The following is a 17,441-nucleotide window of genomic DNA, read 5'->3' on the forward strand; positions in this document are numbered from 1 at the left end:
CAACTTCCGAAGAAGTTTAAAGAATACGCATCCCGCTGGCAATTCTCTCCTGCATGAGCCTTGGTTTCCATTAATTCAACTTCCGAAGAAGTTTAAAGGCGGACTCAGTGTTTTTTGGTCGATTAAGGCTATAGTTTCCATTAATTCAACTTCCGAAGAAGTTTAAAGGTGTTCGCCAAAACCCAAGTGTATTACTATCAAAGTTTCCATTAATTCAACTTCCGAAGAAGTTTAAAGAATACGATTGGCTTACATTCATTCTTATCTTGAGACAAGTTTCCATTAATTCAACTTCCGAAGAAGTTTAAAGAATTGCACACTCTACCATGTTTGGATTGATACTTTCAAGTTTCCATTAATTCAACTTCCGAAGAAGTTTAAAGTGAAGTTGATGTGAACTCTGCCCAGTTCCAACAGGGTTTCCATTAATTCAACTTCCGAAGAAGTTTAAAGATTATATATGCAGTCGTCTGCATAATATATGCAACGTTTCCATTAATTCAACTTCCGAAGAAGTTTAAAGAATAGTTACTGACTCTAAATATGCAATTAGCCATTTTTTGTTTCCATTAATTCAACTTCCGAAGAAGTTTAAAGATGAAGTTAGTCAGCTAAAGATAAAACTCCAACGTGTTTCCATTAATTCAACTTCCGAAGAAGTTTAAAGAGCAGAATATAGCCGACTTTCCAAAGCAAGTTTTTTAGGTTTCCATTAATTCAACTTCCGAAGAAGTTTAAAGTTCTAGACTCTCTTCTGGGAAACAATGAAGGTTTCCATTAATTCAACTTCCGAAGAAGTTTAAAGTCTGCATCTGTAGGAGTATCAACGGTTGTTATTCTTGAAAGTTTCCATTAATTCAACTTCCGAAGAAGTTTAAAGAACTATGATTTGAGTTTTTTACTTGAGAGAGCAAAAAAGTTTCCATTAATTCAACTTCCGAAGAAGTTTAAAGATGTTTCTGAAACCAGCGACTCCTTCTCAAAGTTGTTTCCATTAATTCAACTTCCGAAGAAGTTTAAAGGCTTGGCTTCTGAAAACCTTACCCTGACTTAATTATATACAGCCAAATTTGCGGGGGGTCAAGACTACCTGTCAATAAGCCTAGTTTATTGAGAATAATACCCTAGAGGACAGCACCCAAACCCTTACCCAGAAAGCGATTTGCGGGGGGTAACGATAGAATCAGTATTTCAGCCATTGCCTACCCCCCGCAAATTTACATTTCGTTACATTTCTCAAATTATCGGTCAATACACTTTCACTTCACCCATCAAGCAAGCAATATACTCCCATTACGATAATATTATTGCTCAACTGTCGTAATTACCTAAAATTCCTTCTCCTATTGTCTTCACCCTCTGCACCAAATCTTCTGGAGTTACCACCTTCACCCCTGCGCCAAAACCAACAATCCATCGCCACAAGTCAAAATCGTCTAAAGTCCACTTGGGAAATGTGGCTTGAAAACGATGGGGGAAATTGCGATCGCCGGTTTTCTGCAAACAAAACAATGACTCTGGTAAATTAGTTGTAATCTTGTGAATTGGTGGCGACATTTTCATCTGTGCAAACCGTTTTGTCCCCTCGGTAATAAAAGGATAAATGCGATCGCTAAACCAGAGTTCCACAGTCACGCAGACTTGCATTCGCTTATTCAAATCAGCACTGAGAAACAGTTTTTGGTCAGTGGTGCTGTTTCCCAAGTGCATACCTGCACCAGCTTTAAATAATTTTTGTAACTTTTGTAACGTCTTTTCTTGTTCTTCCTGACTACGTTGCTTCGTTTGTTGTCTACCTAAAAATAGTCTATCCAGACGTTCAAACCGCAATAAACCAGAAGTTTCACCACTGACGCACTCATAACCCAAGTACCAAGCCAAATTCGAGAAAACTATTTGCAATGGATACGCTAAGAAAAAATCTTGTTCATCCCCTGGGTATCTACCCACACCCACCAACCGTTTTAGCTCCAAAATGCGTCCTTCTACAATCGCCGTCTCTAATTGGGCAAGATTATTACTTAACGCGCTACTATGGAGATGCTTGGGGTCTATGATGGAACTATTAGCGATCGCCCGTACTGGATAAACATTTTCAGTATTTTCAATAATATGTGTTTGTAACAAACGCTGCTTAAAGGTTTCGTAGATTGCTAAAGCCTGGGGGTCATTTAAACTATTGGCATGGGATTGGATAATATCAAATACCTTAATTAATTCTGGTTTAGAAAGGATACTTGTACCCGCAAAATAACCACTACGCATAGGAAATTCCGGTAAGATTTTATAAGGTTTTAAAACTTTTTCAATATCTTTACGAATTGTAGCTTTTTCGCTATTAGGGTTGTAAATTACCCCAGCTTGTGCAAGATATTTAGTCATAGTTTCCAAGCTACCACCACCCACGTTAGCTAAAAAAGGATAGTGGAGAATAAAGCGGATTGTACCGATTAAACGCTCAAAAACTTGTTTGTCTGAGTAAGAGTGTACTGCACTTAAAGATATCAATTCATCACTATCAAATTCTTGAGCATTTTCATTGGTAATAGGGAAAGTCGCATTAATAATTCCTTGAGTTTCCAGCCATTTCAAATCCGCCGCTATAGCATCTTCCTTGGCGTAAACTGCACCCCGCAATTTAGTCATCATGCTAGTAATCTCTTCCAGGGAATTAGTAAAATTAGGAATATATCCGAGAATATTTTCTAATAATTCAGGTTTAGTTAGGTGGAATTCACCAATCCCAGGATAGTTAATGATTAAGAATATCAAATACATCAAACGCTCAAAATCTAACAGATGACCATAACGGTGGGGTGTGATATTTGCATGACGATTTTGGAAATTGACAATTTGACGGGGAACACCTGCAATTAGTTTAGCAATTTGGTGTAGCGAAAATTTGGGTGTAGTAACATCAATTTTATTGACTGCGGCGAATCCTTCTCCAGTAATGGGCGGAAAATCTTGCAGCAGCTTATACATACTCTCAATAATATTTGAGGGAACTTGGCGTTGGCGTTGTTGATTCCATTCAATGCAAGTTGAAAGGGGAGTTTGTAAGTACCAACCAATCCAGTTGGGTTGAGTTAATTCCCATTGAGCAACTTGGGCGTTGACTTTGAGTAAAAAGTCCATGCGAAAACAACGCTTAAAATTGGTAGCATCATAGACTACACTTTTACCTTCGCTCAATACAGTACAAATACGGTGAATGGCAATGTCTTCAATTTTATGCCATTCCCCTTGAATTGTCGCATCACCATATAACTCTTCGCGGATGTCGTCAGTCGAGATGATTTCACAATTTCCCAAGCTAGATATGAGTTTCGCGAAGGTAGATTTACCGCTTCCTGGTGTCCCAATGAGAAAATGAGCATAGACCGCCGTAGGTATCGCTTTTGAGTCGGTTTTAGTTGATACTTGATTCTTGATTATGGCAGTTGGCATATCAGGTAATATTTGTTTCGCTGGGCTTGTTATATCTGATATTAAACTGCGATCGTCTTTTCTAGTCCAGTGCTGGTGCGAATGACGATTTTTTATAGGGAAATTCTAGAATCTTCTGTCAAATTCCATAAAGCTATAACCATCTTCAATTATCTATAAAAAACAAAATACCCAATTTTTTAGATAAATCGGGTATCTCCCATACTGGGTCTTGTTTCCATTAAATCATCTGCTATATAAATCCTAGACAAGTCTAGACATTTATTTCTTACTTCACTGGGAGCATGGGAGCGGTTATCCCTCAGTAAGCTTTCAAGGTTTAGCCAACCTCGATAAATTAATTGCGGCGTTTAAATCTCTATCCATTGAATGACCACAACTACCACAGTTATAGGTTCTTTCTTTGAGTGGCATATCTTGAATATGACCACAATTTGAACAGGTTTTACTGGATGGATACCAACGATCTGCAATAATTATTTCACAACCAAACTTTTTAGCTTTATATTCCAACTGCCTTTTGAACTCATAGAAACCGCAATCAGCAATGACTTGGGACAATTTATGGTTAGATAACATCCCAGAAACATTTAAATCTTCTACTACTATTTTTGCGTGGTTTTTACATAAGAAAGTAGTAATTTGATGAAGAGTATTATTTCTGAGATTTGCGACCCTAGCATGATGTCTGGCTAGTTTAAGTTTGGTTTTATGTCTATTGTTAGAGCCTTTAACTTTTTGAGAAAGTTTTCTAGAAAGTCTTTTGAGCTTTCTTAAATTAGCTTGATAGTATTTTGGGTTAGGAAATACTACCCCAGTTGATAATGTAGCTAATTCTTTCACCCCTAAATCAACACCTACAACTTGGTGCTGCTTTTGAGTTATTTCATTTTCCTGCTCGTAAGCAAAAGAAATATACCAACTATCAGCAATTCGAGATATAGTGATTGATTTACAAGTTGTATGTGGTAAACTTTCATGAGTTTTTACCCATCCAATTGTAGGTAACTTAATGGATGTCCCGCCTACAGGAATAGTTTGACCGCTAGCATCTATAGTAAAAGAATCATGTTTACCTTTCTTTTTGAAATTAGGATAACCACTCTTGCCAGAAAAGAACCTGCCAAATGCTGAACCTAAATTATCAAAAGAGTATTGAGTTATTTTCTGACAAATTCCCTTTTCTTTAATCCATGTAAATTCAGGTTTTACGTGATTGTTAAAGAATTTTTTGAGCAGGTATTTGTTAGGCTTTAATCCATCTTTAACAAAGCTATTCCAAGTAGCAAGACCCCAATTATAAGTAAATCTCGCAATTCCCGCGTGCTTACTCATGATTATTTTTTGCTCTTGACTTAGTTTGAGCTTTGTTTTGATAGATAAAAGCATTTGACACGACCTTTTCAAATGTGGGAGCATGGCATAATACACGTATTATATAAGCAAGTCAACCTATTTTAGATTTTGGATTTGAGGTTTTAGTAGGGGTGGGTTCACTGATATCCTCAATTATTCACGATGATTCGGGTAAACCTGCCCCTACTGCACCCATACAGGTATGCTCCCTGGAATTAAACGCTAATAGCTTAAGTGATGCTATCGAGAAAATATCTAGAAAGCAATAAACAGTTGACTAGGATTGTCTATTTATGTCTAGCAAATTGGTTACTAGTAATCATCTCCACATTGTTAGTAGAGACTAGTACAATTTCAGCGATCGCCTGTCAATATCTCCTTTTTGAAAAAAACCTCAAATCTAGTCACAGGAAGCATTTGAGAGTTTGCGCGAACCCCGATTTCCCTGGAAATTGCTCAAAAGCAGAATAGACAAGGGTTTGAGGGTTATATAACAACTGTTAGATCAAAACAGCTATAGGTTCGCGCGATTATCCTCTCCTCAAACTCATCAATGCAATCCATCTTGAGTTAACTGAGTTAGAACCCAGTCACGAACATCAGAGTAGATATAGTAAGGACTATTCAAGCCTACATAGTGACTTACAGGGTTATTAAAAATTCGTGCTGTTTGCTGACTGATAGTCGTGATTTCTGTCAAAATTTCTGTCGGGGAACAAGCTTGATTAGCATATTTAATCTTGTACTTTCTATCTTTTTCTAGGATTTTTACCATACTTTCTAAAGAAACACCCTGAGAACTATGAATGATTTGGTTTCTTTTATCAATCCAATAATCCAGCCTATCTAAAGATTCAGTAATTTTTTGCCAAGCAGTTTTTTCTACTATATCATTTCTATAGTTAATAAGAGCATCCACAAAATTCCATTTACTAAACCTGCCTGGTAACCGATACAAAGATTTTTCATTACTTTTTTTACCTTCTTTTTTCTCAAAAATTTGCCATAATTGAGATTCTACTTGCTTTTTATTGACATACCAATCATCAGGATAGTTAATTTTATCAAAATATTTCAACCCTCCTAATTCTTTGATAATATCATGTAAAACTTCTTCACCAAAAGAAGCTAACCTAGATAAGAAATGAGCAATTTGGTTCAATTGCCAAAAAATACGGCATTGAGTATAAATATTCAAAAGCCGATCATAATTATCATCGCAAATTAACTTATGTAAATTACTAGATTGACGCAAATATTTATTCTCAGCCTTTTTCAAGTCTTGACTGGCTTTAAAATTATCTAAATTAAAACAGTCTACCGCTACATTTAAGGCTATAATAACCTGTTCAATTAAATCATCATTAACTGTACTTACATCAATCACATTTTCTTGTATTAAGGATTGCAAATATTCCTGATAGCTCCTCATTAATTGAATAGAACCATCAAAATCCCAGCGTTGTAAAATTTGATTAATTGCCTGATATTTTTGTCCTCGAATGTATAGCCAATAAGCATTTAACTTGCATGGGGAAGCTTTCCCTGCTAAAACTTTAACAATATCTAATTCTGGCTCTAGATAAGCTTGGAAATCTACACTCAAAGCCATAACTTGGATTCGCAAAGCGATTTGCATTTGCGGTGTACCACCCTTGAGACTAATTAGAATCTTATCCTGTCCCTGACTTATTTTCTGCAACTGTTCATAATAGTAATTAAACAGAGCATCTTGCTCAACAGGTTTAATGTTTTGGGGAATTATAATTGGTGTGATTTGCAAATCCAAAATTTCTCGTTTCAACCAAATATTGAGAATTTTAGCAAGATTAATAGTATCTGTAGGATAGCCGGAAACTTCAGTCGGTGGTTGATCAGTAACAAAATAGTAAACGTGTTTGACATGAAACTTTTCCTGTGCAGTTTTAATAATTCCCCATATTCTGCCAGGACGCAATCTAGAATGCCATTGTTCAGGATTTTGTTGATAATTTTCTAATATTTGGTGAGTTAAATCTCGAAAGGAAGCATTATTATTCAGCTTTAGTTCATCACATAAAAATTCTTGGATGAATGATTCACGCTGAGTCCAAAGTGCTGCTTCATTAGAATTTGCAGGTGGTAACTTAATATTTGGTTCATTCCGGTCAAATTTTATGGGAAAATAGTAATCTTCGATTTTAACTGCTAAGTCAGAAGTGCCGATATTAGCAATAAGGATAGACATATTTTGGTTCTCACTAAGCCTAATTTTTGCGGAATTGGATAAACTGAACAGCAAGATTTAACAAGGAACAGTGAACAGTTATCAGGCATATCAGCATAGACTTCAATCCAGAGATTTAACTGATAACTGATAATTGGTTTATCGTAAATTCAAGGGTTTAAGACCCCTACGTCTACACGTAGTATCAGTTGAGTTGGGGTTTAAATCCCCGACTCCAACTGTCTTTAATTTTGAATTTTGAATTTTGAATTTTGAATTGTTAAAATCTCCCCTGCCAAATTTCTTGATATTCCTTGATAGGATACTCTCGTTGCATTAACGAATCGAAATATGCTTTACGAATTGGGTTATCAACCCCGAAAATAGTTATGACATCAAAGCGATCGCCAATACGCGCAATCCAAATCGGCGATCGCATCCGTATCGAACCACACAATTCGGAGTCATAACCATTACCTATCCTGGCTTTTTGATGCAGCAAGGCTAAAGCTGGAGGTTTATCATGACTAAAGTCACCCTGAACGCAGATAATCCGACAGTTGCTATCAACCGCCTCTGCCCAATCACCAGTTCTGGTTGCGGTTCTTGGCTGTGTATAATCGAAAGATAACTGAGTCAGTCTTGATAGATTCGTATAAAAAGAATTTAACCGACTACGAAAAAGACTTTGAAACTGATCTAACTGTCTAGGGCAATTCCAATATTTATTTTCTGGACTTTCGCTCATGAGTTTGACAGTTGAACCACGCCAAAAAGGGGGTCTAGAATTGCGCCTTTCTTGGCGAGAATAACATGGTCTTCTTGCTCCTTGACCAACACCACCAAGATGAAAAGTTAGCCATGTTAAACTTGCTAACAAGTTTGTCAAAGCTGTTTGCTCTTCAGGCTGCATCTCTCGAACAACTTGTGACTGATATAAAATTAAACTTCCTGTAGCTAATCCAAATTCTTCTTCATCATCTTGAGCATTATTGCGGATGATTTTACCATCAGGAAGTTCTAATTGAAACATTCCCAGTGTAGCTGTAGGGTCAATACCTCCAAAAATCTTTAATTCCCATTCTTTAACTATATCTGCCTCCAAGACTCCCAAAGCTAATGTCCGAAACCAATAACGCAACATAGAACGAAAAGCTGGAGGACGGATTTCAGATTTTGCCTCTCCTGGTGGTTTCCATCCTGTCCCTTCACTATTTTTTGCCCAATTTTTAAATCCCTGTCTTCCGTGGACTAATTGTCCCTGCAATTTAAATTTAACACTCAGAATTGATTTCCGTTTTTTCGGTTTTTCTTGTTCTGCTTGAGTTTTAACATCTAACACTCCATAACCACTATTGACCCTTGAACCAACACCTTGATTCAGACCTTTAATTAACCATTGTTGAACACGGTTAAGTATTTCTAGATTCTGGCTATTATGTACACGTAAACCAACTACAAAAGTCACTTTTCGCAATGATAAAAATACATTAGGATTAGTTTTATATTGAGGATTATCACCATCCCATGTCCAGATAGAATTTGCCATATCCGGTACTAATCCAGATACTTCATCTGGGGAATCTTCATCTATTTCTGGGAATGGTAAGGGGTAAGCATCAAGAAAAATCACTTTCCCCATACAAGCAGTTGGTTCAATATCGCCAAATATTTCTCGAATCTCATCGTCAGTGACATTGCGATCGCGTCTTGCCATTTCTCGCGCCACACCCTTTAATGTAGAGCTAGGGATAGAAGGCATACCCAAAGCATCAAACGCAGGTAATAACATCGATGCTGGCCCTCGCATCCCTCCCACACGCACCCGCCAAGATGCAGTAGCCTCAAATGATACTGTAGCTAACCTCCGAGTACGGTCTGTTAATGTTTTCAGTCGAGAATCATAGTTACTTATTTCTTGTAATTTATCCAGCAGTTGTATAACTTCACCGTTGTTGACTAAATCAATTTGTGTGGCTAATTTTTTCCCCCGTTCAGAAGTGTCATTTGGTTTTTCTCGTAAAATCCGCATCCATCGCAGATATTCGACAAAACTAGCTTCTTCTACAGGATTTGGATTGCGATTTAAAGGGTGATTTAGCCAAGGATTAGTGGGAATAGGTTGTTGTCGTTCTCCAGCATTGGTCATATTAACAGTTCCTAGCTTTTTAATGTTGCTGTACTTGTTTAATTAGAGATTATCTATAAAGTAAAAAGAAAATTACTGTAGGGTGTGTTAGGCGCATATTTTCGAGATAATTTGTCACAAAAAACTATCTGAGTGCCTAACGCACCGCCATGTAATATGGTGCGTTACGGCTAATTATAATTGTCTGCTTGTCTCAAATCCTTTCATAGCCGTAACACACCCTACTTAATATTTACTTTATAACTAACTACTAAAAATATTTGATATGTAGAGTGCGTCAGCCGAAAAAATATTGAACATACCGATAAATGATTCGTACTGACGCACCATACTAACTACCAACTGTAGTTGCTTGATTAGTAGTTTGATTTACACCATTATTAGACTTTGGTTTAGCGTATAATGCTTCAGCCCAAAACGAAAATTCCCGTGCTACTTGCAGTGCAACTCCTGTTAATCCCAAATATTCTGACGCAGACAAACCAATAATTTTTCTCATTCCTTCCATACCTATAAGTGGGTTAGGTTGCGTATTTGGGTAAACTAATTCTCCTAATGTTTGAAAAAAGCATCTCACAATCTTCTGTTTTTGGATCTGATTAACTAAAGCAGGGTCTTCCCCTTTTAATCGCATTAATCCCCAGGTAGCAATATAAGTATAAAGTTCAACCGCTTGACTTTTTTGTTCATCATGATGTTTGGCATCTTGCGTACTGTCCTTAACTGTTTTGAGATTTTGATAAACCTTAATGGAATTTTTGCGAGGATCGTAATTAGCCATTTATTTTCTTCCTATGTACATAATGATGGAATTAATTCTCAGTTTAGAGACTTCCAGGTAAAAAAATATGGCACATTGTAGGGTGCGTCAGTGCGTGAAAACCTAGCTACACCAAGAATTTATTTATACTGACGCACCCTACCAAAGCATGAATCTAGGATAATTTAATATCTGGAAATCCCTGAAGCAATGAAACATCCCGCACAATTTTTTAACCAACTTTGGGGGGTTAAATCACCGGACGCTCACGGACTCGCTACCGCTACGCAAAACGTAATTGCGTTGGCGTTAGCCTTGCCGCAGGCTATTGCGAATTGCGTTAGCGTAGCGTCTCGTAGAGAAGCGGGACGTTAGTCCATTGCGAATTGCGAATTGCGAATTGACTTAACGATTCGGTCGTTGAGGTTTTTGTAATGGTGGAGTTGGAGATATTTCGACTTGAGTATTTTCAATTTTGGGAGTTTCTATTGAAGAAGTTAATTCAGGTGTCCAGAGTTCCACTAAACCCCTTCCTAAACTTTCTTGTCCACCAAACTGCCAAATATTTTGCTGACTAAATATTTGTCTTAACTGATTACCAGCAGTATCACCATTACCATTCGCAGTTGTGGTAGTTCCCCAAGGAAAATACATCAAAGTCTCAGGAGGAATTGCTTCTTCATAACGAAAACCTGCATTGTCAGCCAGGGTTTTACCTTCACTTAAATTCACCCTAACTTGTTGCCACAGACTGGTTTGAATCAAAACCTTACAATCTTGATCAGAAAGGACTAAGGCTTTATTAATAGTTTTCGTAATTTCATTATCTTGAGGAATATATTGCTGCCAATCTGACCATGAATTAAGTTCTCTTGCTTCAAATATGGCATCTTTTAAATAAAGCTGCTCTCTATTACCACCACTAAAACTATTTGGAGATGGTAGACTCAGAGATTGATTATGTAATCGCAACCACCGACGCAGTAAAAATTGCGATGTAATCCAAACAATGCCATGACTTAAAGAAGGAATTGGAAACCAAAGAATTGCCGCATCACCAATCCAAATAGTACCTTGAGTTAGATTATCATCTCCATTTTGTTGCACATCTTCCAGCGTATTCCCCCATAAGAATTTCTGCTGTTCTTTTGGGGTACTAGCCCTAACTCTACCACGCAGACCTGCGCCTGGCATATAAGGTAAATCTGTATGAACTTCACGGGCAATTCCCACAATATTTCCCTCTTGCGTTGCACCTCCTGTATGTAGAGGTGACAGTAAATAAAGATACGATAAATTGGTTTTCATAACTACTTACTCCAAAGTAAAACACCATAATTGAGACTAATCAAAGTTTCCAACCATTTATGGTCAAACTCACGTTCTGTAGATTGTTTGGACTCAGGGACAAGAGATTTTTCCGGTAAAAGTCTGCTAACCTCATTCATCCCTTGCTTGAATAAGTACACTGTCCCTGGAGGCACGAATGCACGTTGTGGTAGCATGGGAGTTGCAGTATGCCTAGATTTACCACCCCATAAAATCGGGCGATCGCTGGCACAACTGAGTAGACTTTCTCGCCACACCCCAGGACAAATCCCATAAACGAACTTTTCAGGATCACTTGCTGCTAGTCCAGGAGTTAACAAATAAGCTTTATTGCGGTCTGAGGATGGCTGCATAAACTCCTCAATAGCATCCCAATCAGGTAAACTATCCAGGGGAGAAACCAAAGCCCGATGTCCCTCACCTCCCAAACGCACGACAAATGATTCCAAAGTTGCGTTAATAGCTGCAACTAACTTCCAGCCAGTGTGTAGCCGCACTGCAACTTCCGTAAAATAACCATCTTCATCTCGGACTTGACGCTGGTCTGTTTGCATTTGAATATGAGGTAAAACCTGCACACTCCAAGGATCGTCATGAAAATCTTGCGGATTATGTAGACTTTCTCCCTTCAGGTATCGAATCAATGCACCTGCTTTCATCCAAGGTTTTGGACGACCACAAATCCATTCATTCTTACCTCTCACCGATGGACTATCACAGATATCTGCATTGTCAGAAATTGGTGGCGGAATCATGGGGAGAAGATGATTTTCCTCCAGGGAAGCCGAACCACAACAGACATCTTTCCATACTGGACTCTCAAAGTTTAACGGTTGTAAACAAACTAGACGCGACCATTCATCTAATTTCTCTATTTTTTCGTATTCTGGATTTTCATCTGGGTTATTACTGCGTTCCCTCACACAAAGTAAATCCTTTGGTGTAGGTAGCCACAGTTCTTGAGATGTAGATGTCTCCCGCAGCAAAAACGGCCCCATAAATTCTAACTTTTCTGTAGTCTTATCTGTTTTGGTGACAGAACGTAAGGCTTGAAAAACAGCCGTTGGTATTGGTGGAAACATTCCCTTAGCCCATGCACCTTCTCCCGGCGAAAATGGTTTCGCCTCTCGGAATAATAAGACATCTAACGCTTCAATTGCATACCATTTCTTCATTTTCAGTTTCTTAAATCCAGTTACTTTCTACTTGCCGACGCGACATCAAAAATGCCGTAAATTTTAACAGCATAGACATATCTTCTGGAGTATTACCTAAAGCCTTATCTTGATTTTCTGTGCTTCTCCCTATACAAAAAGCCCACTCTTCCCATTCATCTAACCAAGTTAATAAAGCATTTTTCACATCTTCAGGAACTTCTTGATTACGACTTTGAAAAACCACCTCAGCAACTTGCCGGAATAATTTATCATTCTCTGTAACATCAGCATGACGCGGTAATTCCTCTGCTAACCGATACAAAATTGGACTAAAATCTACTTGTTCATAATTTTGACTAACTTGGATAAATTGCCACCAACTTTCAAGTAAATGACCTTTCATTAAGGCTTCTAAAGTATTACCAGAACCGTAAATTATTTGGAAGCACAGACCATCTTTATTAGGTATTATTTTATTCCCAATACCTCCACCCAATAGCTTTTTCGCCTTATCTTTTTCTGCTGACCATAACTGTTCTAAAACTGTTGGTAAAGGAACACTCTTGTGAGCAATGACTACTCCTAAACTCATCGTTGCTTCTTTACCCATAGTAAATAACGGACGAGATGGAATATCGGCTGGTTTTGGGCTTTCTTCATTCCATTGCCAATAACCACCCATACTCCTAAATTCATCTTCAGGGTCTTTACTACCGCACCAAGCAGCACGTAATGAACGCAAAAATTTAGGTAAATCAGCTAATGGTAATGCTACCATTACATCATCTCCACCACTATAAATTACCCGTCCACAACAACGCTGTTCAGCAATATAAGGAACTAAGCGGTTAGAAAAATCCAGCAATGCTCGGTTGAGTCCAACGTGAGTAGCAGGCCCCATTCTTTTGCGTGTATTTTTTAATAATTCCTCCCATCCCGGATTTCTGATATGATTTTCATCAACTAAGCTATCGATAATATAATCTTCGTATTTTTTGAGCTTACGTCCATTAACATAACCGCCCATCCCATCACCATCACCTAGTACCAACACCCACCAGTCAGCAGGGCTGCTATCACCAAAGTGTCTTTTTTGAACTGTATCAACAATGCTACGTAACGCAGATGTTCCTGAATTTTCTAATCCCATGTCATCTGCAAGCCATTTGCTAGAAAACATTACACCGTTGTAACCTTTTTGATAACTAGTATCTCTTCTCAAAGCCTCATCTGCACGTTTGACTTGAAAAGGACGACGGGTAAGTTTTCTAAATTCTCGGTACTTACTTTCTTGATTTTGGAATTGGGGATGTTGTTTAAATTCCTTTTCTAAATCTTGCCAATATCTTTCGACTTCTGTCGGATTGTGAGTGGTAAAATGTGCAGCAGCAATAGAACAAAGATTAGGAAAGCGAATTAATCCTTCATAGTCATCATCAGCATCACTCAAATTAATTCCTAAAGATTGTGCTACACCCCCATATTTCCAAGCCATACGCTTAGTTAATTCAATAGCGTTTAATTTTTCAGAACCATTGAATAAATTTAGATAAGCAAGTGCCATAACTCGCCAAAATAAGCGTAGTGATTCCGAAGGTACACCGAACCCATTTTGGAATTTTTGATAATTAAAGCGCGGATATAACGCACTATATTGACCAGAAAGTGTAGAACGTTCGCCAGGGGCAACGGGTATTTGCCAAGCACGGGTATTTTTAATTGCCTGAATCGCATTACCAAGACGTGCTTGTAGACTTCCCCACCACGAACCTACATTAAATTTTTCGTATGCAGGTTCTTCCGCAGGAGATGGTAAATCAATAATTGGTTGTGCTATCTGGTTTTGTGAATTTATCCATGCTTGTAATTGATCATTTCCTTGCTCAATTTCTAGGGGTTGTTCAGGAGAACCTAACGGAACTGCCACAAAATAAGTTTCCCATGTGTTATTAATCTGTACATCCCAAAGTTGATTCCACTCCCAATTACCTCCTTGATAAAAATCTTGGAGAGTTTTTTTAATCTCTAGACTTTTTTTCATCTTGGTAAGTTTATCTGGACTTATCTCCATTTCTAGCCAAGCTTGTTCTAATTCTGCTTCATTCTTACCTTGCACAAATTCGTCAGTAATTAAATTCCAAATTTTTGATAATTCTTGTTCATCGATAACTTGGATAAACTCTCTAGCAATTATTTTCCAAGTTTTTTGTAACTCTTGCTGATTTTTAACCAAATCTCTCACTCTTTCTTTGACAGAACTCCTGACATCACGACTCATGTTTAACCAAGTATCTTTTAGAATTTTTTCTAAATGTTTCCCCAAATCTACCGCTTTTTGTTGATTAGGCACGAGAATAGTAATTACATTGGGAAAACCTGCTGTACTTAAACTTTGAGATTGAGGAGTGTTAAAATTACTTGCTGGGTCAATTTGTATGTCTTTACAGGGATTTTTAAATATTTCTTGAATCTCTGGCAATTCACTAAAATTTTCAATTATCAAAGCATCAATAATTTCCTGACTCCACAATGAAGGAGTAATGACTGCATCTGGCCCGTATTTTTTGGCTGCTTCAAAGCAAAGTAATGCACTGAAGTAATGAAGTAAAAATGACCCCGCCCAAAAATCAAGAAATTTACGTGATGACTTAATAAATTCTTGGATAGGAGAAAAGGTAAATAAGAGTAAATAGGGAGATTTATTCTCGGAATTTGATTCCTTTTCATCAGAGAATATTGCTCCAGTTAACGCGGAGACTGTGCTTTGATAACCGTGCAATGGACAATCAGGTAAAATCCGGTGTGTGGGAATCAAAAGAGCATTTCTTGCATCTTGACGAGACAACAGTTCGGGGAAGTATCGCCAAAACCACCAGAATACTTTCTCTGCGTCTTCTTCTTGCGCAATTCTACTAATATCTAAGGGATTAGCAAAGGCTGAAACTGTAATTTCTTGTCGTTCTCCACTAATGGCATGACAAACAAAAATGTCTTTTTCATTACCTTGCTTTGGTACGTAATTTAGGCTAACACGATCCGAAGAACTGCTGATACGTACTGCTTGTTCACCATTTTGGCTTTCCCACCATTTCTGTAAATCTGCTAAATACGGTTGCAAACAAGCTAAATTATTGTAAATATAATTCAAATCTACCTTCAGCCAATCAATTTTTTCTATTGCTCGTAGGAACGCATAGAGTTTTCGATGATAAACATTCATGCCCGTCGATTACCAGTGACTAAATGTAAGTTATATCACTGACTGCCAAGTCATAACTTTTTTGATGCGAATGACAAACAAAAGTATAAGTTTTGACATTGATTGTAATTTCAGTTCTTAATCTTCAAGTTTGCTGAGTATATTAAACATTCCCGACCTTATTCGGAACATGGAAACTTTTAGGCGTTGACCATCATTTAATGGGGTGGTACAGTCCATCATCGCGCCTCTGCCACCCAACAGAACCAGGATCTTTCGACCTGCACCACCTTTCAAAATCCTTGGGAGTCTGGCTACTCTGCTCTCGCTCTAAAGTTGCCAAATCGACACCCAATCTTTTAGCGAGATTTTTTCCCTGATATGCTTGCAGTTCGTGCTGTGGTGGATGGTAATTATAAGACTTTTGCCGCGAGCCAGTGGAAGAGCGTTGAGAGAGTACAGAAATTGCTCCTTCTATTTTTGCTAACTTTTGGGCGATCGCTTCAGTTTTTTGCTCAAGCGTTGATAGTCTCTGTTGTGAGCTTGATTCTACCCCCGATTCTGCACCTGCTTCTATACGGTTGGCGATTTGCTCCCATTGGATTTCCAGATTGTGTAGACGAACTTCTACACTAACTTCTGTACCTGCAACTTGTCCGAGGACATGATACAGTCCTTGGATCACCAAATCAGACCAATTCGCAATTCGCAATTCGCAATTCGCAATGCCAGAAAGTCGACTCCAAGTCGCAATTCGCAATTTCCGTCCCCCAAACTTAAGTTGTGGACTTGAACATTGATGAAAAAAGTAAAGGTTCAAAACCTTGCCCCTTGTGGGCGTTCGCGTAGCGTCTCGCCAGAGAAAAAGTCCTTGTATTTCAAGGTAGGTAAAAACCCCACCTATGAGTGGGTGGCTCAATGAATTGCGAATTGCGAATTGCGAATTGCGAATTGCAAATTGGTGTAAGGGTTTTGGGGAGTTTAAAGTTGATTGATTCGCGTTCTGTGTTACCCATATCTACACCCAAAATATACCAAAGTATATAAATTTTAGGGTTTATGGTAGAAAAGTGGAAGCAGATAACTGATAGGATGATTAACCATCGCGGTTAGTGGTATCGGGTGAAAATTGACGGACACGGCAAGGCGAAAGTCTTGACCCCAGAAGAAATCGAAAGTTTGTTCACATCCGGGTTGACAACAGTGCGAGATAGAACCCTAATTGCCGTGATGTTGTACACAGCTTGCCGTGTCAATGAAGCAGTCACCCTAAAAATCAAAGATGTTTACGACAGCCGAGGAAGGGTCAGACCGGAGTTAATTTTCCGCAAGGGCAATACTAAGGGAAAACTAGCGACCCGCACGATACCAGTTTTAGAAGACTTAAGACCATTTTTAGAACAGTATAAGCCGGAAAAATCCGGTGACAATTTTTTGTTCCCCGGAAGATGGGGACATGGACACTTGCATTCGGAATATGCCAGCCTGATTTTTCGAGAAGCCTGCCTCATAGTAGACATAGAAGGAGCATCAACACACAGTTGCCGCCGGACTGCATTAACACTGATGAGTAATGCCGGCATTCCCTTGCGTGTCATCCAGGAAATTAGCGGACACCGAAATTTGGAGCAACTGCAAAACTACCTGGAGGTGGAAACGTCCCAGGTCAGGGGTGCGATCGCGGCATTGTCGATGCTGACCCCAGCGAAAACTGCTAGTAGCGAATTGTCCTCCTTAGAGCGTAATCATACGAAGTCTAGGGCGGAGTAATAGATCAGGAAATATGTCTTTCCTGATCTAGATAGAAAGATTGACCATTAAAGACTCTAAGGATG

Annotated in this window: 10 protein-coding genes and 1 CRISPR repeat array (1 of these 11 running past the window's edge); of the genes, 1 reads left to right on the forward strand and 9 read right to left on the reverse strand. The window is 38.4% G+C overall.

Annotated features, from left to right (window positions below; translation table 11 throughout):
* Positions 1–1,022: direct repeats of the CRISPR family, unit length 35 nt; unit sequence GTTTCCATTAATTCAACTTCCGAAGAAGTTTAAAG; it begins 157 nt to the left of the window's first position.
* Positions 1,023–1,311: 289 nt separating this feature from the next.
* The 9 genes from L6494_RS27370 to L6494_RS27410 all read right to left on the reverse strand — a co-directional run bounded on the left by L6494_RS27370 (position 1,312) and on the right by L6494_RS27410 (position 16,318).
* Entirely contained in the window at positions 1,312–3,450 is a 2,139-nt protein-coding gene (locus tag L6494_RS27370) for a WYL domain-containing protein (RefSeq protein WP_237996823.1), read from the reverse strand.
* A gap of 312 nt (positions 3,451–3,762) precedes the next feature.
* The gene (locus tag L6494_RS27375) at positions 3,763–4,881 is read right to left on the reverse strand and encodes an RNA-guided endonuclease InsQ/TnpB family protein (RefSeq protein ID WP_237996825.1); all 1,119 of its coding nucleotides are present in this window, start codon (positions 4,879–4,881) and stop codon (positions 3,763–3,765) included.
* A 475-nt stretch (positions 4,882–5,356) separates the two neighbouring features.
* On the reverse strand, positions 5,357–7,033 hold the full coding sequence (locus L6494_RS27380; protein WP_237996828.1) for a hypothetical protein: 1,677 nt from the start codon (positions 7,031–7,033) through the stop codon (positions 5,357–5,359).
* Positions 7,034–7,292: 259 nt separating this feature from the next.
* Positions 7,293–9,161 carry an RAMP superfamily CRISPR-associated protein gene (locus L6494_RS27385; RefSeq protein WP_237996830.1) on the reverse strand — a complete coding sequence of 623 codons (1,869 nt, stop codon included), beginning with the start codon at positions 9,159–9,161 and terminating at the stop codon, positions 7,293–7,295.
* 331 nt (positions 9,162–9,492) lie between these two features.
* Complete coding sequence (locus tag L6494_RS27390; protein ID WP_237996832.1) at positions 9,493–9,942, reverse strand: hypothetical protein; 450 nt, start codon at positions 9,940–9,942, stop codon at positions 9,493–9,495.
* Between the two features lie 384 nt (positions 9,943–10,326).
* Positions 10,327–11,229, reverse strand: coding sequence for a type III-B CRISPR module RAMP protein Cmr4 (gene cmr4 / locus L6494_RS27395; RefSeq protein WP_237996834.1), 903 nt, complete (start codon positions 11,227–11,229; stop codon positions 10,327–10,329).
* Positions 11,230–11,231: 2 nt separating this feature from the next.
* Entirely contained in the window at positions 11,232–12,425 is a 1,194-nt protein-coding gene (locus tag L6494_RS27400) for a type III-B CRISPR module-associated protein Cmr3 (RefSeq protein WP_237996836.1), read from the reverse strand.
* A gap of 10 nt (positions 12,426–12,435) precedes the next feature.
* Positions 12,436–15,627, reverse strand: coding sequence for a type III-B CRISPR-associated protein Cas10/Cmr2 (cas10, locus tag L6494_RS27405; protein WP_237996838.1), 3,192 nt, complete (start codon positions 15,625–15,627; stop codon positions 12,436–12,438).
* Between the two features lie 193 nt (positions 15,628–15,820).
* The gene (locus L6494_RS27410; RefSeq protein WP_237996840.1) at positions 15,821–16,318 is read right to left on the reverse strand and encodes a hypothetical protein; all 498 of its coding nucleotides are present in this window, start codon (positions 16,316–16,318) and stop codon (positions 15,821–15,823) included.
* 410 nt (positions 16,319–16,728) lie between these two features.
* Between L6494_RS27410 and L6494_RS27415 the strand changes: the two genes are divergently transcribed.
* Positions 16,729–17,376, forward strand: coding sequence for a tyrosine-type recombinase/integrase (locus L6494_RS27415; RefSeq protein ID WP_237996842.1), 648 nt, complete (start codon positions 16,729–16,731; stop codon positions 17,374–17,376).
* Positions 17,377–17,441 lie beyond the last annotated feature (65 nt).

Source organism: Nostoc sp. UHCC 0870 (assembly GCF_022063185.1).
GTDB lineage: Bacteria > Cyanobacteriota > Cyanobacteriia > Cyanobacteriales > Nostocaceae > Trichormus.

What these genes read in the sequence shown, in the direction of transcription:
- L6494_RS27390 (WP_237996832.1), bottom strand. Translation starts at nt 9,942, where the DNA reads ATGGCTAATTACGATCCTCGCAAAAATTCCATTAAGGTTTATCAAAAT.
- L6494_RS27380 (WP_237996828.1), bottom strand. Translation starts at nt 7,033, where the DNA reads ATGTCTATCCTTATTGCTAATATCGGCACTTCTGACTTAGCAGTTAAA.
- cas10 (WP_237996838.1), bottom strand. Translation starts at nt 15,627, where the DNA reads ATGAATGTTTATCATCGAAAACTCTATGCGTTCCTACGAGCAATAGAA.
- L6494_RS27385 (WP_237996830.1), bottom strand. Translation starts at nt 9,161, where the DNA reads ATGACCAATGCTGGAGAACGACAACAACCTATTCCCACTAATCCTTGG.
- cmr4 (WP_237996834.1), bottom strand. Translation starts at nt 11,229, where the DNA reads ATGAAAACCAATTTATCGTATCTTTATTTACTGTCACCTCTACATACA.
- L6494_RS27370 (WP_237996823.1), bottom strand. Translation starts at nt 3,450, where the DNA reads ATGCCAACTGCCATAATCAAGAATCAAGTATCAACTAAAACCGACTCA.
- L6494_RS27400 (WP_237996836.1), bottom strand. Translation starts at nt 12,425, where the DNA reads ATGAAGAAATGGTATGCAATTGAAGCGTTAGATGTCTTATTATTCCGA.